The sequence below is a fragment of the [Chlorobium] sp. 445 genome (assembly GCA_002763895.1).
In the GTDB taxonomy this organism is placed as follows: domain Bacteria; phylum Bacteroidota; class Chlorobiia; order Chlorobiales; family Thermochlorobacteraceae; genus Thermochlorobacter.
In genome coordinates this window covers 1-21,122 of sequence record NSLH01000038.1, presented here as the reverse complement: position 1 = coordinate 21,122, position 21,122 = coordinate 1, and the positions used below count along the sequence as shown (strand labels likewise).

Genomic DNA, 21,122 nt, shown 5'->3' with positions numbered 1-21,122 from the left:
GGTGCACTTCAGCACGATCGCGAATTTGCACTGGTCGATGCCGAATATCGCTTCGTCAATGCGAAGCGCTTCCCTCAAATCCATCGGCTGCGAGCATCGTATGACCTCGAGCATTTTATCGTTACGCTTGCCTCAGCACAAAACCAGACAGAACAATTTCACTTGCTGCACGACAAAGCACGCTTTGAAGAGTATCTCAGCGAGTATTTTGGCTTTCGTGTCTTTCTAGTGCGCAATGCCGCGCACGGTTTCCCAGATGACCAAGAGGCGTCTGGTCCAACAATGGTGGCACTTGCCACGATGCAACGGCTTGCAGAATGGTTCCCACATTTGGATACTGAAGAACTCCTGCGGCGTTTTCGTGTGAATTTGATTGTAGGCAAAACTGAAGCCTTCTGGAAAGATCGACTGTTTGGCGAAGACAGAGAAAGCGTGCGGTTTCAGGTGGGCGGAGCCGTGTTTGAGGGAATCAAGCCGTGCGCACGCTGCGTTGTGCCAGCGCGCAATGCCCGCACGGGAGAGCAAGACATGAATTTCCAAAAAATTTTTTTAGCCAAACGTCGAGAAACGCTACCTCACTGGACAGCGGTGTCGCGCTTTGAACACTTTTATCGCCTCAGCGTCAATACCTATGCTGCTGCAAGTGAAATCGGCAAGGTGATACAGTGCGGTGATACCGTTAAAATTTTAGGCTAATGTCTTTAGCCTAGCACTCAGGCTTTTCTGACGCTGCGCATCATTTGCTTGACTTCCTCTGAATGTCGTTCAAGACCAGTATGCGAACCGACCGCAACTAAAATGAGCACCTTTTTCTTTGGCGTAAAGATGAGTTCAATGCGCATCTCGACAGGCTATCCATCATGTGTGCCTGTGCCACCAAATCCCCATGCAGGCATGACGCCGATGACAAAATCATCATGGCTTTTGTCGAACTTGGCATCTTGGACTAAGGTTCTAAGTTGAGTTTCCAGATTATCCAGTGTAGCATCCATATCGAGTGCGGTAGATACAATGTAGCCGACATAGACTTCACTATCGGGGCTTGTGACGGCAAGGTAGTCGTTCTGAGACTCAATGTTCCAGTTGTCAGGTACCCAGACTTGTACGCCAGCAACTTTATGCGTATGCCATCCTAGCATAGCGCTAAAGGCTACACTGAGGAGATATAGGGCGAGCATCGTTAGGACATTACGCATGTTTAGAGCGCTTTGGTGTTGAAGAAAATGCTAAAAGACACGTAAAGCTACAACAAGGGAAGGATTATTTCCTACGGTCTATGGCGTAGTTGATAAGTTTTTGCATTGCGACTTTGCTGGGCGAGTCTGGGAAGGCGTGCAAGGCTTCTGTAGCGTATGCCGCATATTTTCGTGCGGCGTCTTCAGCATATTCAATGCCTTTATAGCGGCGCGTGAAATTGACAACCTCTTGGCTGAAGAGGGCACGTTTTTTGTTGCTTTTGAGAATTTCAATGATGTGTTCGCGTTCGGTTGCCGTAGCTTGATGCAGGGCGTAAATCAGCGGAAGCGTAATTTTCTTTTCTTTAATGTCGCCGCCGATGGGCTTGCCAAGTTCATTGGCATCGCCGAGATAGTCGAGCACATCGTCTCGGATTTGAAAAGCGATGCCGATAGCTTCACCGCATTCACGCAGTTTTTTGCGCGCTTCGTCATTGTTGCTGGCGCTGGCAGCACCAATTTCGCAGGCTGTGCCAATGAGCGAGGCGGTTTTGTCGGAGATAATGCGAAAGTAGGTCGTCTCATCAATATCAAGATGACGGGTTTTCTCAATTTGCAAAAGCTCACCTTCACTCATGCGTTTGACCGCATCGGAGACGATGGTCAGGAAAAGGTAGTCGTTGTGTTTGAGTGCAAGCAGCAAGCCACGCGAGAGCAGATAGTCGCCCATGAGCACAGCGACCTTATTTTTCCACAGGGCATTGATAGCAGGAATGCCTCGCCGCATATCGGCAGTATCGACGACATCGTCATGAATAAGCGTAGCTGTATGCAGCAATTCGACCAAAGCGGCACCACGATAGGTGCACTCTGACACACCGCCTGCAATCTTAGCGGAAAGCAACACCAGTGTCGGGCGAATTTGCTTGCCTTTTTGCTTCAAGATGTAGTTTGCAACTTTATCGAGCAAGCCCACTTCCGACTTCATCGCCTCTTTGAAGCGCTGCTGAAAAATTTGCAATTCCGATTCAATCGGTTGGAAGACCTCGTCGAGTTTCACCTGTGCAGAGTTTATTACAGCAAAATTAACACGCTTTTCTCAAATATGGTTTTGCTAATCTGCAGGTGCGCTTGGAGAGGCACAGGGGAGCATTTCAGCATTTTGCAAGACCGCCTTGCTATGAAACTTTGAAGAAATCTTTTCCTATCTTGTGGAATATTTTAAACTTAAACAAAATTTACATGCTCAAAAAAACTAGAAAGTTCCATCTTCATTTTCTGCGCGTCTCTCTCTTTCTCATGATTTTCTCAACGGTTGCAGAAGCTGGTACGCCGCCGCCCCTGCGTATTGCGGCGGGTGCAAGAGATTGGCTAATTGCAGCGCAGCCGGGCATTGTGTTCAATCCATACACAGGTTTTATTTTTCACGGTCAATTAACTTATGGTATTTCAGATCTCATCAATATCAACGGTCGCTTTGGCGCAGGGGCAGAGCCATATCGACTGTATGTCGGCGGCGATGTGCGCTTCGGAATCTATCGCTCTTCCTCAATTCGCTTTGATCTCTACGCCGGCGGACATGCAGGTGGTTTGGGTGCTGGCTTCGATGCAGGAGCGATGATTAGCGGACGCGTGGGTATTGTCGGGCTGATGGCAGGCATTGATGTGGATTTCGTGGTCGAAAATAATGCCAATACTGTGCCTGTCAATCTTGTGCTCGGGCTTGATTTTGCCGTCGCACGCAATCTGTACTTCAACGTTACAGGTGAAATCAATCTTAATCAGTCCATCACGGGCATCAGTGGGGGGTTGGTTTTTGTGCTCTAAACTAGCTTAATTTCTCGAAAGCAAGTCCTTGGTTTGCTTGCACCGCTGCATTGAAGACATCTTTCTATGCAATCGCATCAGTCTGTTTCCCTGACGGGTTTGGGCAGTTTCTTGGATGCAGTTTATACCTCAAAAATCGTTGCGCTTTGTACTATGCTGATTCTGACGGCTTTCTACGACGCGGTTGCGCAACGCAATCCAGCCTTGGCGCGTCTTCGTAATCATCAAGCAACGCTGGATTCGTTTTATTCGGACAAAGAAATGGGCTGCATCGTCGCTGATGGGAAAACCACATTCCGACTCTTTGCACCGCGTGCCACGCAGGTCAATCTGGTGCTTTACGAGCAGCATAATAGCCCGAAAGGTGAAGAAATCCCGATGCAATGCGATGAGCAAGGCGTCTGGGAGCACGTGGCGATGGGCGAACTCTACGGCAAGTTTTATGGCTACCGTGTGTTCGGCGAAGCAGGCAAAGGTGAAATGTTCAATCCCGATATCGTTATCGCTGACCCCTACTCCAAAGCTGTCTGCACACGCAATAATTTTCGGCGCTATCCTGCACGCACACTCATTGCAAATCTCAATTACGATTGGCAAGGCGACACTTGGGTTATTGCGCCTGACCATACCGCGCTCATTATCTACGAAGCGCACGTGCGTGACTTGACCGCTCATCCCTCTTCTGGTGTTGAGGCAAAAGGTACCTACGCTGGTTTAGTTGAAGATGGAAAACGCGGTGGCTTGCGTCATCTCAAAGACTTAGGCATCAATGCGATTGAACTTTTGCCCGTGCAAAGTTTCGGCACAATTGAACTGCCGTTTCAAGATAGCAGTGTGGTCAAACTCGGCTATCCAATCAATACGTGGAATCCCTATGCACGCAACCATTGGGGATATATGACCAGTTACTTCTTTGCCCCAGAAGCCTACTATTCGCGTGGATGCTCTGTCATTCCTGAAGCATACAACGGCATGGACGCCAACCCAGTTAAAGAATTTAAGGACATGGTCAAGGCGCTGCACAAAGAAGGGATTGCCGTTATTCTTGATGTTGTGTTCAATCATGTCTCGCAGTATGACTACAATCCCTTCAAGTATATTGACAAATTCTACTACTTTCACTTGGATTCAGAGGGTAACTTTCTCTCTCAGTCTGGCTGCGGCAACGACTTCAAGACCGAGCGTCCGATGGCACGCAAAATGATTTTGGATTGCATCAAGTATTGGATGACGGAATATCACATCGATGGCTTCCGCTTTGATTTAGCTGCCATGATTGACGATGAGACACGCCGCCAAATTGCAGTCGAAGCACGAAAGATCAATCCGAATGTCATTCTCATTGCCGAGCCATGGGGCGGTGGCAAGTATGAACCGCACCGCTTTAGCGATGTAGGGTGGGCAGCATGGAACGATCAAATTCGCAACGGGTTCAAAGGTCAAAATCCGGACAACGGGCATGGGTTTATCTTTGGCAAGTTTCAAGGACAGAACTCGCCCCACACGCTGCGCAATTATGTGGTTGGCACACTACGCGAGTTTGGCGGACTGTTTCATGCGCCAACACATAGCGTCAATTATCTTGAATCGCATGACGACCATACCCTCGGCGATTTTATCCGCCTTGCTACACACGAAGTAGAACATGAGACGCGCATCACGGATCGTGATAGACATGCTAAACTCTCGCCAAAATCGCTGGCACTCAACAAATTAGCGGCACTTTTACTTTTCACAGCACAAGGCATTACAATGATTCATGAAGGACAAGAATATGCACGCAGCAAAGTAATCGCCCCTACCGATGCACCTGATCCAAATGTCGGTAAAATTGATCACAATAGTTACGAAAAAGACAATGAAACGAACTATCTCAACTACGATCACCTTGCGCTCAACACTGAACTTTATGACTACTACAAAGGGCTAATTGCATTGCGCAAACGCTACCCGATTTTTCATGCCGCACCGTTCTCTGCAATTGAATTTCTGGATACCAACAACGCCCTCGTGCTGGCTTTCCGCTTGAATGCACGCAAGTTTGCCCAAGCCATGTTTCAGCGAAACACGGAGCCTTACCGCACCTACGGGCTACAAGCTAATGAGGATTTTATCGTCGTCTGCAATGCACACCCTCACCGATTGGCTGAATTTGTTGTGCCCAGCGGCAAGTGGTTCATGATTGGTAACGCTAAGGAAGTTAGTCTGGAGAAAGCGCACGAGGTTTCGGGAAAGTTGTATATTGCACCGACATCGGGAGTTATTTTGATGGGAAAGTAACTCACTGAAACTGCATGAAACATTCTCTACGCTACCACTGTCTTTTCCCTCTACTTTTTTTTGTGCACTTTGGGCTTAATTTGCCTGTTGCAGCACAGACAGCACTGGTTTTATCGCATGCGCCCGCTACAGCTGTTGATGGAGAAGAGTTTAATGCATTCTTCATGGTTCAAACTTCTCCCTTCGATACGCTCAATGCACTGGCTCTGGAATTGCCACGTGGGATGCAGCTCTTGCGTGTGAGCACAGCAGAATCGCCAGTGAGATTTTCCATAAAAAATTTTCCAAATAGCCGCAGTCGCATCAACACAGTGTGCTTGGCATCGGAGCCACTTTCCGCCCCACTCTTGCTTGTGCTGACCTTGCGCGCAAGTGAATCTTTTGCAGAACGTACCGAGCGCCTCCAAGCCTATTTAATGCACCTGCATCTGCGCGAATTTCGTCCAGCACTTCTCGATTCACTCTGCGCTGTGGCGCGCGCCCAAGTTTCGCTAAATTTGACCATACAGCCCAAGCGGCGATACGAAAACTTTGCCGCACTCTTCGATTCCCTGAACCAATCACAGGTGTTTCTTTCTAACACACGCGCCGCTCAAGTGTCATTGCAGCGCAATTTCACAGTAGAATTTTGGTTGCGCACCACCGCACTAAGTCGCATCGTGCTCTCGACTTGGTCTGGCGTCGTAACAGATGCCTACGCACTCGAAGTCGAGCTACTTGCAGATGGTCGGATTGGGGCATTTTTGGGAACGCCGTTTTCCTTCTCGCGCCTTGTAAGCCTGTCGATCGTCGGAGATGGCAGCTGGCACCATTGCGCAATTACACACGACAGCGCACAAGCCATCATGCGCCTTTTTGTGGACGGTAGACTACATGACAGTGTGCAGACGCAAGTGCATCGCGCGGCATTCACGCCATCAGTGGAACGGCGCACGGTGCTTTATCTGGGCTCGCGCGCAGGACGAGAAAAATTCTTTCATGGCGAGCTCGACGAGTTCAAACTCTATCGACGCGCGAAGTCTGCACAAGAACTGGCTTCGCCAGAAGTTTTGGAGCAAGAGACTGGTCCCTCACTGCTGGTTTCAGAATCATTTTCACCTATGGTACGCAGCTTGCTCTCTGGCTCGCGCCTCGAACTCGTCCGTGCCTCGCTGGCTAGTGTAGCAAGACTGCGAAACCTGCGTGCCGATTTGCAAAATGGCACGGTGCAACTGAGCTGGGAGTTTGCAGGTCAGTCAAATGCCTCAAGTTTTACTATTGAACGCAGCACCGATGGGGTTAACTTTCAAAGTATCGGCACAATCGAAATTTCAAGCACGCAGCCCTATTACCGCTTCACCGACCGACTAAGTGATGCCACACTGAAAGTTGGCTTTTACCGCATTCGCATCAATACGCCAGGGCGTGCATCTGTGCTTTCACAAATGCTGAAAGTGGGACTTGGCGAAACAAAACAGTTTGTGCTGCATCAAAATGTGCCAAATCCGTTTAACCCTACGACGATCATCACTTACGAACTCTTCGCTCCCTCATCGGTTGAACTCATCATTTACAACATGCTGGGCAATGAAATTACGCGCATACGCTACGATAACCAGCCTGCTGGTGTGCACAAGTACATCTTCAATGCCAGCGAGTTCGATCTCTCAAGCGGTACTTATCTCTATCGGCTTCAAACAGCTACAGGGGCAGAGACGCGTAAGATGATTTTGATGAAGTAATTGCCAGCTTGCGTTTTGCCATGCCTCATTCTTTTGGGCTTGAATTTGTCTAAACGCAAATGCTAATTTCACCTGACAAATTCAATTTCTACTGACTCATTGCAGAGTGCATCAAGTTCAAAGCGTTGCATCTAAATTTTGCCCAATGCCCTAACTTTGTGCCTCCTCTTTGGCAACTTGTCCTACTTCTTTTTCTGCTACACGCGAACATTAACCTTTGGGCACAATCGCCACAGCACGATACCCTGTGTCCTGCCCCAAAATTTGCGCGCATAGAGCAACAGGGCAGCGAAAAAATCCTTACGCTCTTTACAGCGCCAATTGATTCTCTAAAGCTCCCCGATGAATTTATTTTCCGAGGTACAGAAAAAATTTTCTTTGATAACCTCCCCGTCGATTCCACACGTTACCGACTCGATGAGACACGCGGCATCTTATACTTGCGTTATCTGTTCCGAGATACTTTGGTGCATCGCTTAGAGATTCGTTATCGCGCCTTGCCCTTTACTTTGAAGCGTGAATACATGCGCCGTGAAATTCTCTTTCAGACCGCTGCTGACTCCATGTTGCAAAGCGATACGCTGCGTGCACGGGCAGCTCAATCTGCCAGCTTGCAATTGGATGACATTTTTGCAGGCACGAACCTGCGTCGTTCAGGCAGTTTGGTGCGAGGCATTAGTGTGGGCTCAAATCAAGACTTGAACATCACATCCGGCTTGCGCTTACAACTGGAAGGCACAGTTGCCCCCGGCGTTGAAATTGCAGCTGCGCTTACCGATGAGAACACCCCCATTCAGCCTGAAGGCAATACGCAAACACTTCAAGAATTCGATCGCGTCTTCGTTGAAATTCGCTCCGAGCAAGCCAAAGCGACCATCGGCGACTTTAATCTTTCGCTTGGTGGAACAGAGTTCGCCAATATCGAGCGACGCTTACAAGGCGGCAAAGCTGAAGGTAAAGTGCAATTTGGCAATGTTGGCTCAGCATCCGCACTCTTTGGCTTTGCTAATGCACGAGGTCGTTTCAATATCAACCAATTCAATGGTCGTGATGGCGTGCAAGGTCCTTATCGCTTAACTGGTGCAAATGGTGAGCCGTTCATCATTGTGCTTGCCGGCACAGAGCGTGTCTATGTCAATGGTGAGCTTATGGTGCGCGGACAAAACAACGACTACGTTATTGAATACGCTACAGGTGAAATCTATTTTCAGCCGCGCCGCCTCATCACACAGCAATCGCGTATTACTGTCGACTTTCAATTCACGGAACGACTCTATCCACGAAATTTTCTGTCTAGCAAAGTTCAAACTTCTCTTCTCGATGAGCGCATCAACTTTCAAGCCACATTTATTTCTGAATCAGACGATGAAAATTCACCCATTGATTTTCTGCTGACCGAACGCGGTCGTGAGAGTTTGCGCAATGCCGGCGCCGACCGTTTTCGTGCAACCGATACCACAGCCTTCGTAGGCACAGATACACTCGGACGCCCGCGTGGAGCTTATATCAAAATCGATACCCTGATCGAGGGGCGCCAGAACTCAATTTTTCGCTTTGTCGGCGAAGGCACACCCGGCGCATTTTGGAATCCACCTTTTAGCATCGTGCCAGATGGTCAAGGCTCGTATCGTCGGCTTAACTTTGGTATCTATGAATACGTAGGCGAAGGTCAGGGCAATTATGTGCCCTTCGCTCTGCTACCTATTCCGACGGCGCAGAATGTGCTTGATCTTTCACTGCAACTTTCGCCGTTCAAAGAACTCCAACTCTCGCTAGAAGGTGCGCTGTCACAAAATGACCTTAACAAATTTTCAACGCTAGATGATACACTGCAAAATGGCAACGCCTACACACTCAGCGCAAAATTCTCACCTCAAAGACTTAAACTCTTTGGTGTAGATTTGGGTCAGCTCGAAGCAAAATTTTCACAGCGCGAAACCTCAAAACGCTTTGCGTTTATCGATCGCACACTGCCAGTCGATCTCAACCGCGATTTCAACCTGATTGATTTCGACGGACGCCCACTCTTTAACGCACAAACAGCGGAACGCATTCGCAACGCCGCACTGAGCTACAAACCGATTTCAGCACTTGCGCTGTCGTATCGCATCGGACAATTAGACCGAGAAACGCTCTTTAACTCGACGCGCCAAGAAGCCGAAGCACGTCTCAATCTCGATTCACTTCTGACATCGCTCTACAACATTGCCTATACCACAAGCCGCAACGAACTCACAGCCGAACGTGCCACTTGGACAAGGCAGATTGGACAGTTTAATCTACACTTTCGCTTCGCCAACGAAGGCTTTTGGAGCTTTGCTATCAAGCCATTTTTGAACGTGGAATTCAGTCAGAAAGATACGCGCTCACTGTCGACTGACACACTGCGCACCGACAGCCACAACATTCTCGATGCAACCGCAGGTATCGGCTTAACAAACCTGATTGGACAGAATTTTTCGGTGGGCTTTGGCTACCGTTCCGATGAACTGTTTGATTCGCCGCAACCCTTTGGAGCAGCACTTGTGCCCGCTTCAATTGCACGCACAGTCTTAGCCGAGTGGCAACTGATTGCAGGTAGCGATTTTTTGGCATGGCTGAATTTTACAAACCGTGTGAGACAGTTTAGCCAGCGCTTTCGTGAGCGTGGAGAGCGTGATATCCAAACCTTTCTACTGCGCTTTCAAACCCGATATACCCCATTTCGTGCTGGGCTTGAAATAGAATGGTTATACGATGTCTCAACCGAGCAAGCCTCGCGCTTGGAGCGGCAATTCTTTGCCGTGCCGCTCGGTCGTGGCAACTTCATCTGGCGTGATCGCAATGGCAATGGACTGCGTGAGTTCAATGAATTTCTGCCCATTACTTTTATCGGTGAAGTCGGTGACGACAACTTGCAGTACATCTTGCGCACTTTCCCAAGCGATCAACTCTTCCCAACGATTGACCTCAAAACCAGTTTTCGCTTTCGAATCCGCCCCGCAAGATTTTTCTCGACACGCAACACCATGCTTGAAAAAGTTCTCTCAGCACTCTCGGCAGAATCACTCCTGCGTCTCGAAGAGCGAAGCTCGGAGCGCGACTTGCAGCGTATCTACCTACTGGATCTTTCAGCGTTCCAAAATGACTCTACAACCATTTTGGGCAATATCACGATGCAGCAAGATGTCTTCCTGTTTGAAAATGAACTGACTAATGTACGCTTTCGCTTTCAGCAGCGTATGGGCATCAATCAGTTTAGTTTGGGGGTAGAGCGGCGACTATTTGTGGAGCGCAGCGTGCGTGCTGTGACACGCTTTGGCTACACACTGGGGCTTGAATTGAATGTTTTTTCAGGCTTGAACCGTGCACAAGCAACCTCACTGCAAGAGCGCGACTTTGGTGCACTCGGACGGCAATTTTTTATCAATACCCTCGGTGCAGCGACAGATATTTCATATCGCCCGATTCAAGATGTGGAACTTGGACTGCGTCTTTCGTTTGAACAGCGCGAAGATACCTTCCCTCGCTCTCGCACAGGCAATCTTGCACGAGCGCTGCTCAATGCGCAGCAACTGCGCGCAATTTACTCGTTTCGTGGCAAAGGTCGCATCAACGCGCAGCTTGAACGCACCGAAGCTGCACTCTCAGGCATCAATCCCACTGATGCCGCCTTTGAGCTGTCTAACGGCAATCCCTTTGGCACCACCCTGATTTGGCGACTCGACGCCGATTATCGCCTGAGCAACTTTATCACCGCCTCAGCAGGTTACGACGGTCGAGCCTTGCCCATCGGACGGGTGATTCACACTGGACGCGCCGAAGTGCGCGCTGTGTTTTAGAACGGCATGAAAAGTTTGCAGAAAATGATGGGTCAATTAAGCCTGCAGCGTTGTTTCTTTAGCTTCAAAATTTAAAACGCGAAAGCGCCTTGCGGCGCTTTCCGTGCTATACGTCCCCCACACCGTATAGCCACCCAGCGGGCGCTGAGTGTTTGAAGATTTGCAGTTAACACAAACTTAATACTGCAGAAACAATTTTGCAACATCAATGCAAAAAACTTTATTTGCTACCATGAATAGACATCTTAAATTTTTGCCATGCTGCAACTTCATGCCATTCAAAGTAATCTTTCTGATTTTGCTGCGCGGCTACGAGACCGTGCTTTAGAAAAAAAGCGTACAATCGCGCCTATCTATGATGCGCTTCGCACACAGCCTCACTTGTGCTCACGCTATGAAGAAAGCATGATCTCGCACAAAGTCGCACCGATTCCTATTGAGGAACCTGCGCTGAAAAAAGGCTTGCCTGAGCGACCAGCATCGCTTACTCTTTGCGCAACTGACGGCTCACAGATTTTTCCCGATCGGCATCTCAACGCTGACTTTTTTCTGCTCAATATCAGTCGAATTGTCTTTTACATTGGAACACCTCAAAAGCCAATACTGCAAAGCTATGCACAACTCTACGATGTCTATCAATTCGAGCAAGACCTTACAGCTGAAAACGAGGATGAGCCGTTAATCTCATCTGAGTTTGTCTCCGCACTACGCCAAGAAGAAGAGTTGCGTCATCTGCTAGATGCTGCAAGCCATGCTCGGCAAGAGAAAAATCCGCTGCTTGCACTCATCGATGGCACCCTCATCTGCTGGCATCTCAAACGCCTCAAGCCACAGACGTTGCAAGATGCTTTCACAGAGCGATATGTTAAGCTATTAGAAGAGTTTCGACAGCAACATCTTGCCGTGGCAAGTTACATCAGTTTCCCGAGCAGTAAGGAAGTGGTAAATTTGTTGCAAGCCTTACTTCGTCCCGAGATGACAGCAGCACAAGTAGAGTGCCCTAAAAATCTTGATGATGCAGAGTTTTTCGCAGGCTATCTCTCAAAGGGCGAACGCTCTGCTATCTTTGCTAGCCGCTCCGAGTCACTGAAGTATTATGACGACTCAGATAGGATTTATTTTTTCTATCTTCACACAGGGCGAGAAATCGCACGCATTGAATTTCCTAAGTGGTGCTACAACCTTGATATGATTGATTTCATTCATGCAACACTTTTTGACGACTTAGAAAAAGGCGGTGGCTACCCCATGACGCTGACTGAAGCACACGAGCAAGCGGTTGTCAAGTCGTCGGAGCAAGAAGAATTTTATCGTCTCCTCGAGCGGCTCTGCATGGCAAAAGGCTATAGACTTAATTATTCAGCTAAAAGCCTCTCAAAGAGAATTGCCAAACTCTAAACTTGAATCATGACGCTACACCGCAACTTCCTACGCCTTGCAGTTCTTTCACCCCTTTTCATGGCACTACTCGCATCACTACTTTCAGCATGCCTGACCTTAGACCCTGATGATACACCTGTCATTGACGCAGAGATGCGTATCAAAAATAACTCAACGGTCATCGGCGATACCTTCAATGTCGTCTCACTTTTGCCTGAACCAGCAGACTCTAATCAAACACCGCCTACCGTTGTCTATACTTTCAAATTTTGGCAACCCGAATTTTTTGAGAATGAAACGCCGCAAATTCGGCGTATGAAAATGGAAAACTACCGAAACCTTTATTGGTATGCGCCGATTGCTATTCCCTCTAACGCACAAATTTTTTCCTACTACATTGAGGGCGTGCCTAATCAAGATTCTCTAGCAACAGAAGATTATCTTGTCTATAATCGTGCTGGAAAACCGGTGCAGTGGTCGCACTACCGCTTGGCACATGCATTGCTGCGCCGTAAAACAAATATGGATACGGTGCTCTCACTGCTGCGCACGGAACTTTCGCTCTATCCTAACAGCGATGATGCTTATATCTCATATTGGTCGTTATACTTTCAGCATGCCGGTCGCACCGATGAAGCGCTGGCAACAATTGAGCGGGAAATTGCTGAAGTGCGTCGCCAGCGCCGTGATGACCCGCGCCTGCTCGAGGCTATCTCACTGATGTATATCTACGGCTTGAACGATCGAAGACGCGCTTACGAAATCACCCGAGATATTCCTGATACCTACTTACACCCGCTCAACCTCTACAACCGCTTCTTGATGGAGCCGGATAATGACAAGCGCGAGTTAGCCCTTTCAGCTATGACCGAAAAATATCCGACACTGCCGCTCACGATTAAGATGAACCTTTCACATTTACTCTTTTACTTGAGCAATCAAAAACTTGCAAACTACAGAGATCGTGGTGCTATCTTTGCAGAGAATATCCTGAACCGTCGCCTAACAGCACTGCGTACCGCACGCGTCAATACCTATGCCATTCGCTACCTTTTCGATTATTATGCAAGCCTAAACCTCTCTAAAGCCCTGCCTTATGTGAAAGATGTACTTCGTATGGACTACGACCGTGAAGTCTATGATCCAATTACACTCTTGGGCTTTGCAGAACGCTACGCCAGCACGAAAGATTACGCAGGCTTTGCAATTGACCTTGCAACAAAAGCCATTGAAGCCATCGAAGCAGAAAAGCAAAAACCCCTTGTGCTGCGCCCTGAAACTGAATTCGTGCAAACTGAGGTGGGCCGGCAACTCTTCCATAAAGACGTGATTGGCTGTGCATACTACTACATCGGCAAAGCGTATCTAAGCATCGGTGATACAAAAAATGCACTGGCGAATTTCCGCGAAGCTGAAAAAATTGCCTGTCGCGCGCAGCAGAACTCTACTTCGATATGGCAAAACTGCTGCATAGTCTCAAAGATGAATCTGCACAGAACTATGCGTATAGAGCTCTCGCCATCAAATATTCAACGCAAGTGGAGCAGTGGATTAATGATACCTTGAAACCCAAACTCAAAAAAGCTGAAACAATAGAGGCAAGACGCGCTGGCGCAGAAGTTATAGCACCACCATTCTCAATTAACTTACTGGATGGAAAAAGTGTGTCGTCATCTAATCTTGCTACACCATTGACCTTGCTCTATTTTTGGTCGCCTAATTCCACAATCTCCAAGTTGATTCTATCCGAACTGCAACTGCTTTATGCAAAGTATCGAGCACGTGGCGTGTCTATCTACGCCGTTGATGTAGAAAACAAACTTGCTGCAGTGAAAGCAGCACCTGAAGAATTCACCTTCAGCTTCCCACTCGCAGAAGGTACACCTGAGTTTGTCTCTCGCTATCAAGTGGCACTTTTGCCGAGTGTCGTTGTGCTAAAAGCAGGAAAAATTGTTTATCGTCAAATGGGATATAGTAACGAGTTTACGAATCAACTCGACGCAGCACTGCAATACACACTGTTGGAAAATGAAGTGTCCACAACTGCTCCAAAAGAAAAAACACGAAAACGATGACTATAACATACATTGGTGAAATCGTGCGCTCCAACACAGCACAATTTTCAGCGATCTTGCCGAAGGAACTCGCTGAACAGCCACAATTGCCCGTCAAACTCGGTACATTAGTCAAAGTTGAGATGACTCACTTAGCGGTGTTTGGCATCGTCTCATTTATTGAGCATGCACCGATTGAGACCAACCGAAAAGTATTGCCTCATGGCAAAACTAAGCTGGAACTTCGCCGTGAAATGCCCCAAGTCCTCGAACTTGTGCACACTGAGTTTAGCGCACTCATCGTCGGATTTCAGGCAAATGGAAAAATTTTGCAAGCCCTGCCACCAACACCGCCTGACTTGCACGATTTTGTCTATCCTACTTCGCGCAATGAAGTTGAGGCATTTCTCAAAAAACCCCCGACGTTTTTGCGGCTAATTTTGCAAAACAAAGAGACAGTGCCCGATGAAGTAATCGTTGCATTTTTCCGTAACCATCACGCTGAAATGGAGCGACAAGATTTCATTGCGCTTGGCAAAGAACTCGCCTATCTTTTGGGCGACGACTATCGACGCTTAGAATCTATCTTGACACGCATTCATGACTAACTCACTGCTTGAAAAAAAAGCGGCGAAAGCACGTGAAACCCAAACACCCAACGATGCCAATCGACCTTGCGCTGTGTCGCTTGGTAGAGGATTGGACTTAAAAAATCCAGTGATGCTTGCTTCAGGTACAGCGTCTTACGGCGAAGAACTTGCTGCACTCACCGACCTGAATGCGCTGGGCGGCTTGGTCACAAAAGCCATATCGCTGGAAGTGCGTGAAGGCAATCTACCGCAGCGCATCGTGGAAACTCCAGCGGGTATGCTCAATGCAATCGGACTGGCTAATGTGGGCATTGAAGCGTTTATCGCAGAGAAATTGCCATTTCTGCGCTCGCTGAACCTTGCCGTTGTGGTTAATATCGTGGGTAAATCCATTGAAGAGTATTGCGAAGTGGTGCGCCGCTTGGATGCTGAAGATGGCATTCACGGCTATGAAATCAACCTCTCGTGCCCTAATGTGAAAGGAGAGTGTATCATTTTCGGCGTGGATGCAGGCGCCACATATGAAATGACGACGGAACTGCGCAAAATCACGCAGCGACATTTGATGATAAAACTCACGCCAAATGTAACCTCAATCGCTCACATTGCACAAGCTGCCGAACGCGGTGGAGCAGATTCTGTTTCACTTATCAATACACTCGTAGGTATGGCGGTCGATTATCAAACGCGCAAACCTAAACTCAGAAACATCACAGGCGGACTGTCAGGACCAGCTATCAAGCCGATTGCCCTGGCGAAAGTGTGGGAAGTCTATCAAGCCGTGAGTATTCCAATTGTTGGAATGGGAGGCATTACAAGTTTTGAAGATGCTATGGAATTTTTTTTGGTTGGCGCACATGCTGTACAGATTGGCACAATGAATTTTGTCAAACCTAACATCGGTGAAACCCTCGCACGCCATATCGAAGCACATTTTGCCAATGCCGACTACACTTTTTCTGAATACATCGGCAGTCTAAATACTGCGTAACAGGCTAAGCCTGCACAACATCCACATTTTTGGCTCAAAAATCTCGCTGTCGTGATAAATATCACACCCTGTGAAAACTTAACAAGAATTTAGCACAAGGCATGAAACAAGCGCGCTAATCGTGCGTATATTTGCTTCAGTTCAGGTACAACTTGTTCTTTTCCACATCAAAGACTCTGCTTCCTACAGTCAAGCCCAAGCGCTTGCAGCAGAGCCTCCTTTGTTGTTTTGTTGTTTTGTTGATAGAGGGTCCCGACCGATGCGTCGGGACTTTTTATTTTGCAGCACTCTGAAAGCATTTACATGAGTATGTAAAAGTCAGTAGATTGCAAGCTGACAGAGTACAGGCAATTCATGCTTTGCAGATAATCAATCTTTTTTTTCAAATTTCTTCTCAAAGCCTATGCTTGAATCCATTAATCCTCTGAATGAGGAGCGCTTGCAAACGTATTCAGAGCATACACCAGCTGAATTAGAAGGTGCGCTGCATCGTGCAGAGCGCGCCTTCCAGAGTTGGAGGAAAACGTCGATTGCAGAGCGCGCAAACCTGTTGAAAAACGCTAGCATCGTGTTGCAGCGCAACGTGGAGCGTTATGCTGAACTCATTACGCATGAGATGGGAAAGCCAATCACCCAAAGCCGTGCAGAAATTGAAAAATGTGCTATTAACTGTGCTTACTTTGCAGACCATGCCGAAGAGTTTTTGCGCCCTGAAATGGTAGAGACCGATGCAAAGAAAAGTTATGTAGCGTTTGAACCATTGGGCGTGGTGCTAGCCATCATGCCGTGGAACTTTCCATTTTGGCAAGTCTTTCGCTGTGCTGCACCGACACTTGCTGCAGGCAATACGCTCGTGCTCAAACATGCTCCCACAACAACAAGCTGCGCACTTGCTGCTGAAGAAGTCTTCAGGGAAGCAGGATTCCCCGAAGGGGTCTATCAAACCTTGCTAATTGCAGCGCAGCATGTACCAGAGCGCATCTCCATGCTAATTGAACATCGTATTGTCAAAGCCGTAACCCTGACGGGCAGTACAAATGCAGGAAAGTTCGTTGCTGCAAAAGCTGGTGTCATGCTCAAAAAAAGTGTGTTAGAACTCGGCGGTAGCGATCCCTACATCATTTTGGATGATGCGGATCTTGACCTTGCTGTTGAGACATGTGTCAATTCTCGATGCATCAATACAGGGCAAAGTTGCATTTCAGCAAAGCGGTTTATTGTCTTGGAAAGTGTTCGCAAAAAATTTGAAGAAGCATTCGTTGAAAGAATGAGAGCTAAGCGCGTGGGTGATCCGATGAGCGGCGTCGATCTGGGACCATTGGCACGACAGGATTTACGCGAGAAATTGCATCAGCAAGTTGTGCAGAGTCAGAACAAAGGTGCAGAGCTTTTGTTAGGTGGCACATTGCCTGAAGGCAAAGGCTTTTTCTACCCGCCAACAGTGTTGAGTGCAGTTAGAAAAGGTATGCCGGCATTTGACGAAGAACTGTTTGGTCCTGTAGCGGCTATCATCTCAGCAAAAGATGAGGCGGAGGCACTTGCGCTAGCAAATGACACCTGTTATGGTTTAGGCGCTGCAATTTTCACGCGCGATCTTGAACGTGGCGAAAGACTGGCAAGAGAAGTTGAAGCAGGCAATTGTTTTATCAATGCGATGGTCAAGTCAGACCCACGCCTGCCTTTTGGCGGCATCAAAGAATCGGGCTTCGGACGTGAACTCTCCCGCATTGGCATGCACGAGTTTGTCAATATCAAAACCGTGTTTGTCAAATAGTGTGCGTAAAAGTGTTACACGATGCAGGTATGCAGGAAATTTGAGACTAAGCTACAAAAGGGGTGAGTACAGCTTTGTCACCCCTCTAACTTGGGTGGACGAAATCCCTACTTGAAAAATTCGTCCAGCGTATAGACCTTACCGTTGACTTCAACGGAAAGTTCATTATTGTTCGGATTGACAAATACTTGAATTTCTCGGACCGTCCATTGCACGCCGCGCCCATCGTAGTTCATATTGTAGCGCTCTTCGTTAAGCATCACGGTGTCATTGACAGGCACAGCGATATCCTCATTGCTCGATAGCACAACAAGTTGGGCGGTGCCATCCATAATCTTGCGCTTGAACTCAGGGGTCGCGTTGATGCGGCCATATCCTGCAGCTGAGGAAATTGTGAGTTTCAGGCGACCGCGTTCATCGCGCTTGGCAGAGTGAATGAAGTATTTGTCAATCTTATGAACAGCATTGCCTGATTTATTGAGTGGCATAGTTGGCTCTGATTTAATGTGATGAAAAGTAGTTAAACTGCACCTTGCTGACACTTCAAAGTTAGCATGCCTAAAGCTATTGCTTACAACCAAAACAAAAGGCTGCCTTGAGATGGCAGCCTTTTTGGTCGTTTTTACTTATCGTCAACGATTTCAAAGTCAGCGTTTTTGACCTCACCATCACCGCTTGGCTGCTTACTCCCGCCAGAGTTGTTCATGCTGCTTGCGGCTGAGCCTTGATAGAGTTTCGTGGAAACCTCTTGCCAGATTCTGGTTAGGTTATCCATAGCGCTCTTAATGCTGGTGATATTGCCGCCCTTTTGTGCGTCTTTGAGGGCATCCACTGCAGCATTCAGACGTGAGAGGTCTTGAGCAGGAATCTTATCGCCCAAGTCTTTAATCTGGCGCTCAGTTGAGAAAATCAAGGCGTCGGCAGCATTCTTTGTATCGGCTTCTTCCTTGCGGCGACGGTCTTCTTCGGCATGTGCCTTCGCATCTTCGCGCATCTTTTGAATCTCTGCTTCAGAGAGCTTGCCACTGGCTTCAATGCGAATCTTCTGCTCGCGACCTGTAGCTTTGTCCTTAGCAGAGACATTGAGAATACCGTTGGCATCGATATCAAAAGTTACCTCAATTTGAGGTACACCGCGCGGTGCTGGCGGAATGCCGTCTAAGATGAAACGACCAAGCGTTTTGTTATCAACAGCCATCGGACGCTCACCTTGCAGAATGTGAATCTCTACGGACGATTGATTGTCAGATGCCGTCGAGAACACTTCTGACTTGCGTGTTGGAATGGTCGTATTGGCTTCGATAAGCTTCGTCATCACGCCGCCAAGTGTCTCAATACCCAGCGAAAGCGGGGTGACGTCGAGCAGCAACACATCCTTGATATCGCCTTTGAGCACACCACCTTGGATAGCTGCGCCAATTGCTACAACCTCGTCAGGATTCACGCTCTTGTTCGGCTCCTTCTTGAAGAAGTCGCGCACCATGTCCTGTACTTTTGGAATACGCGTAGAGCCACCAACCAGCACAACCTCATCAATGTCGGCAATATCGAGTTTGGCATTCTTCATGGCGCGACGGCACGGCTCAAGCATGCGCTCAAAGAGATCTGCACAAAGGGCTTCAAACTTTGCACGGCTAATGTTCATCACCAAATGCTTCGGACCATCTTGTGTAGCTGTGATGAACGGCAAGTTGACCTCTGTATCCGTGCGCGATGAGAGTTCAATTTTGGCTTTCTCGGCTGCTTCTTTAAGACGTTGCAGCGCCATCGGGTCTTTGCGCAGGTCAATACCTTCTTGCTTTTTGAATTCGTCAGCCAGATAGTCAATCAAGCGTTGGTCGAAGTCATCACCACCAAGGTGTGTATCACCGTCCGTCGAACGCACCTCAAAGACACCATCGCCAAGTTCAAGAATAGAGATATCGAAAGTACCACCACCTAAGTCAAACACAGCGACCTTTTCATTGGCTTTCTTTTTGTCAAGACCATAGGCAAGTGCGGCAGCAGTTGGCTCGTTCAAAATGCGCTTGACTTCCAAGCCAGCGATCTTACCAGCGTCTTTTGTGGCTTGACGCTGTGCATCATTGAAGTATGCAGGTACCGTGATAACAGCTTCGGTAACTTTTTCACCAAGATAGTCTTCTGCAGTCTGTTTCATCTTTTGCAGAATCATCGCCGAAATTTCCTGTGGCGAATAGACTTTGCCCGAAATGCGCACACGCGCTTGACCACCTTCATTGATCACTTCGTAAGGCACCATCTTAATCTCTTCGGTAACCTCTGCATAACCGCGACCCATAAAGCGCTTGATGGAATAAACTGTATTCTTAGGGTTCGTAATCGCTTGACGTTTGGCAGGGTGACCTACGACGCGCTCACCAGTTTTCGTGAAACCAACAACAGATGGTGTGGTGCGGTAGCCCTCTGAGTTGGCAATCACGACCGGCTCATTGCCTTGCATCACGGCAACGCAGGAGTTCGTAGTGCCCAAGTCAATACCAATGATTTTTCCCATAACTGCTCCTTTTGTTTATGTTAAAATGAATGCAATAAAACCTTTTGTTGCGCTCTTACTCCTAAGGCAACGACAAGTATTGTTTTTACCTATTTTACAGCAAAAACCGTTCCTAATCCTGTGCTTATCATATGGCATTAGTAAAAGAAAGTTACAACTGATGTTACTGCTTCGCAAAACATTGTCGCAAAATTCACACGCGAGACTGTTTGACATCACAGAGAGGAACATCGAGCAAAAGAGAAGAGAAAGTAAAACAAGGTTGTCAAAACATGATAAATAAAAAAGTGCCTTCGCAGAAAATGAACGAAACTGCGAAAGCACCATTGAAAAAGGAGAATAACTATGAACTGAACCTGTAAATGCTTTTCGAGGCAAAAAGGTTCCATGATGGGTATAAAAAAAGTCGATTTTGTCGATTTCTTTAATAAGTTCTTGATTTCAACGGCTTAAATTTTTGATAGCCAGCGCAATTTTCTAAAAAAAAGCAGCCCAACCCATCAGGGTCGGGGCTGCGAACTTCGCCTCAAATGTACGCTTACAGCAGGTTACTTAATTGCAATTTCTTTAGCTTTGACAACAGGTTCGACCTTTGGAAGCGTCAGTTTCAGGACGCCATCAGCAAAATGCGCTTCAATTGCTTCAGCATTGATATTTTCGCCCATCGTGAAACTCCGTGTCAGCGACCCAAACACACGCTCTGTACGATAGAAGTTCTTCTTGTTTTCTGTCGTTTCTGCGCGGCGTTCAGCACGAATCGTGAGCAGATTATCCTCGATTGTAACCTTCAAATCCTCTTTCTTGACGCCCGGTAAATCGGCTTCAATGTAGATGGCTTTGTCATCTTCTGAAATATCTACACGAAATGCCGATGCGTCAAACATAGTGGGCAGCGATGGCATGGTGCTCTTAAAGACTTCATCAAAGACGCGATCGATAGTGGCAAACGGGTTTTGATTGAATTTGACCAACATAGCTCTTACCTCCAATTTTT

Annotated in this window: 17 protein-coding genes; 12 read left to right on the top strand and 5 right to left on the bottom strand. The window is 47.7% G+C overall.

The window, feature by feature from the left end; translation table 11 throughout:
* Positions 1-696, top strand: a 696-nt coding sequence (locus CMR00_11550; protein PIO47236.1) for an MOSC domain-containing protein, incomplete at its 5' end; no start/stop codon positions are given.
* Positions 697-851: 155 nt separating this feature from the next.
* On the opposite strand, the gene CMR00_11545 is transcribed toward CMR00_11550, so the two are convergent.
* The gene (locus CMR00_11545; protein PIO47235.1) at positions 852-1,196 is read right to left on the bottom strand and encodes a hypothetical protein; all 345 of its coding nucleotides are present in this window, start codon (positions 1,194-1,196) and stop codon (positions 852-854) included.
* 64 nt (positions 1,197-1,260) lie between these two features.
* A complete protein-coding gene (locus CMR00_11540) occupies positions 1,261-2,235 on the bottom strand; it encodes a polyprenyl synthetase (GenBank protein PIO47234.1) in 975 nt (324 codons plus the stop codon).
* 128 nt (positions 2,236-2,363) lie between these two features.
* Here CMR00_11540 and CMR00_11535 point away from each other — a divergent pair, with 128 nt between their 5' ends.
* From CMR00_11535 to CMR00_11490, 10 genes are all read left to right on the top strand, one after another.
* Positions 2,364-3,002: a hypothetical protein gene (locus CMR00_11535; protein ID PIO47233.1), complete on the top strand. Its 639-nt coding sequence runs from the start codon at positions 2,364-2,366 to the stop codon at positions 3,000-3,002.
* A 66-nt stretch (positions 3,003-3,068) separates the two neighbouring features.
* Positions 3,069-5,282, top strand: a complete 2,214-nt coding sequence (locus tag CMR00_11530) for a pullulanase (GenBank protein ID PIO47232.1) — start codon at positions 3,069-3,071, stop codon at positions 5,280-5,282.
* Positions 5,283-5,296: 14 nt separating this feature from the next.
* On the top strand, positions 5,297-7,003 hold the full coding sequence (locus CMR00_11525; GenBank protein PIO47231.1) for a hypothetical protein: 1,707 nt from the start codon (positions 5,297-5,299) through the stop codon (positions 7,001-7,003).
* A 125-nt stretch (positions 7,004-7,128) separates the two neighbouring features.
* Entirely contained in the window at positions 7,129-10,824 is a 3,696-nt protein-coding gene (locus CMR00_11520) for a hypothetical protein (protein ID PIO47230.1), read from the top strand.
* A gap of 258 nt (positions 10,825-11,082) precedes the next feature.
* Positions 11,083-12,222: a nuclease gene (locus CMR00_11515; GenBank protein PIO47229.1), complete on the top strand. Its 1,140-nt coding sequence runs from the start codon at positions 11,083-11,085 to the stop codon at positions 12,220-12,222.
* A gap of 60 nt (positions 12,223-12,282) precedes the next feature.
* Positions 12,283-13,770: a hypothetical protein gene (locus CMR00_11510; GenBank protein ID PIO47228.1), complete on the top strand. Its 1,488-nt coding sequence runs from the start codon at positions 12,283-12,285 to the stop codon at positions 13,768-13,770.
* Entirely contained in the window at positions 13,659-14,279 is a 621-nt protein-coding gene (locus CMR00_11505) for a hypothetical protein (GenBank protein ID PIO47227.1), read from the top strand. Before CMR00_11510 ends, CMR00_11505 begins: the two co-directional genes overlap by 112 nt.
* Positions 14,276-14,866 (top strand): hypothetical protein, encoded by a 591-nt coding sequence (locus CMR00_11500; protein ID PIO47226.1) that lies wholly within the window; start codon positions 14,276-14,278, stop codon positions 14,864-14,866. The genes CMR00_11505 and CMR00_11500 overlap by 4 nt, the downstream gene beginning before the upstream one ends.
* Positions 14,859-15,839: a dihydroorotate dehydrogenase B catalytic subunit gene (locus CMR00_11495; GenBank protein ID PIO47225.1), complete on the top strand. Its 981-nt coding sequence runs from the start codon at positions 14,859-14,861 to the stop codon at positions 15,837-15,839. The genes CMR00_11500 and CMR00_11495 overlap by 8 nt, the downstream gene beginning before the upstream one ends.
* A gap of 403 nt (positions 15,840-16,242) precedes the next feature.
* Positions 16,243-17,613: a succinate-semialdehyde dehydrogenase gene (locus tag CMR00_11490; GenBank protein ID PIO47224.1), complete on the top strand. Its 1,371-nt coding sequence runs from the start codon at positions 16,243-16,245 to the stop codon at positions 17,611-17,613.
* A 107-nt stretch (positions 17,614-17,720) separates the two neighbouring features.
* Here CMR00_11490 and CMR00_11485 read toward each other — a convergent pair whose 3' ends face one another.
* Together CMR00_11485 and CMR00_11480 are read right to left on the bottom strand one after the other, a co-directional pair.
* Complete coding sequence (locus CMR00_11485) at positions 17,721-18,101, bottom strand: reaction center protein (GenBank protein PIO47223.1); 381 nt, start codon at positions 18,099-18,101, stop codon at positions 17,721-17,723.
* Positions 18,102-18,235: 134 nt separating this feature from the next.
* Positions 18,236-20,128: a molecular chaperone DnaK gene (locus CMR00_11480; GenBank protein ID PIO47222.1), complete on the bottom strand. Its 1,893-nt coding sequence runs from the start codon at positions 20,126-20,128 to the stop codon at positions 18,236-18,238.
* Between CMR00_11480 and CMR00_11475 the strand changes: the two genes are divergently transcribed.
* Positions 20,115-20,411 (top strand): hypothetical protein, encoded by a 297-nt coding sequence (locus CMR00_11475; GenBank protein PIO47221.1) that lies wholly within the window; start codon positions 20,115-20,117, stop codon positions 20,409-20,411. The two genes, CMR00_11480 and CMR00_11475, sit on opposite strands and share 14 nt — an antisense overlap.
* 265 nt (positions 20,412-20,676) lie before the next feature.
* Here the strand turns inward: CMR00_11475 and CMR00_11470 are convergent, their stop codons facing one another.
* Positions 20,677-21,102, bottom strand: a complete 426-nt coding sequence (locus tag CMR00_11470; GenBank protein ID PIO47220.1) for a heat-shock protein Hsp20 — start codon at positions 21,100-21,102, stop codon at positions 20,677-20,679.
* Positions 21,103-21,122: the final 20 nt, after the last annotated feature.

Excerpts from the sequence above, each read along its gene's own strand:
- CMR00_11485 (PIO47223.1), bottom strand. The coding sequence starts at position 18,101 with ATGCCACTCAATAAATCAGGCAATGCTGTTCATAAGATTGACAAATAC.
- CMR00_11495 (PIO47225.1), top strand. The coding sequence starts at position 14,859 with ATGACTAACTCACTGCTTGAAAAAAAAGCGGCGAAAGCACGTGAAACC.
- CMR00_11490 (PIO47224.1), top strand. The coding sequence starts at position 16,243 with ATGCTTGAATCCATTAATCCTCTGAATGAGGAGCGCTTGCAAACGTAT.
- CMR00_11500 (PIO47226.1), top strand. The coding sequence starts at position 14,276 with ATGACTATAACATACATTGGTGAAATCGTGCGCTCCAACACAGCACAA.
- CMR00_11525 (PIO47231.1), top strand. The coding sequence starts at position 5,297 with ATGAAACATTCTCTACGCTACCACTGTCTTTTCCCTCTACTTTTTTTT.
- CMR00_11480 (PIO47222.1), bottom strand. The coding sequence starts at position 20,128 with ATGGGAAAAATCATTGGTATTGACTTGGGCACTACGAACTCCTGCGTT.
- CMR00_11475 (PIO47221.1), top strand. The coding sequence starts at position 20,115 with ATGATTTTTCCCATAACTGCTCCTTTTGTTTATGTTAAAATGAATGCA.
- CMR00_11510 (PIO47228.1), top strand. The coding sequence starts at position 12,283 with ATGGCACTACTCGCATCACTACTTTCAGCATGCCTGACCTTAGACCCT.
- CMR00_11505 (PIO47227.1), top strand. The coding sequence starts at position 13,659 with ATGGCAAAACTGCTGCATAGTCTCAAAGATGAATCTGCACAGAACTAT.
- CMR00_11470 (PIO47220.1), bottom strand. The coding sequence starts at position 21,102 with ATGTTGGTCAAATTCAATCAAAACCCGTTTGCCACTATCGATCGCGTC.
- CMR00_11530 (PIO47232.1), top strand. The coding sequence starts at position 3,069 with ATGCAATCGCATCAGTCTGTTTCCCTGACGGGTTTGGGCAGTTTCTTG.
- CMR00_11515 (PIO47229.1), top strand. The coding sequence starts at position 11,083 with ATGCTGCAACTTCATGCCATTCAAAGTAATCTTTCTGATTTTGCTGCG.
- CMR00_11545 (PIO47235.1), bottom strand. The coding sequence starts at position 1,196 with ATGCGTAATGTCCTAACGATGCTCGCCCTATATCTCCTCAGTGTAGCC.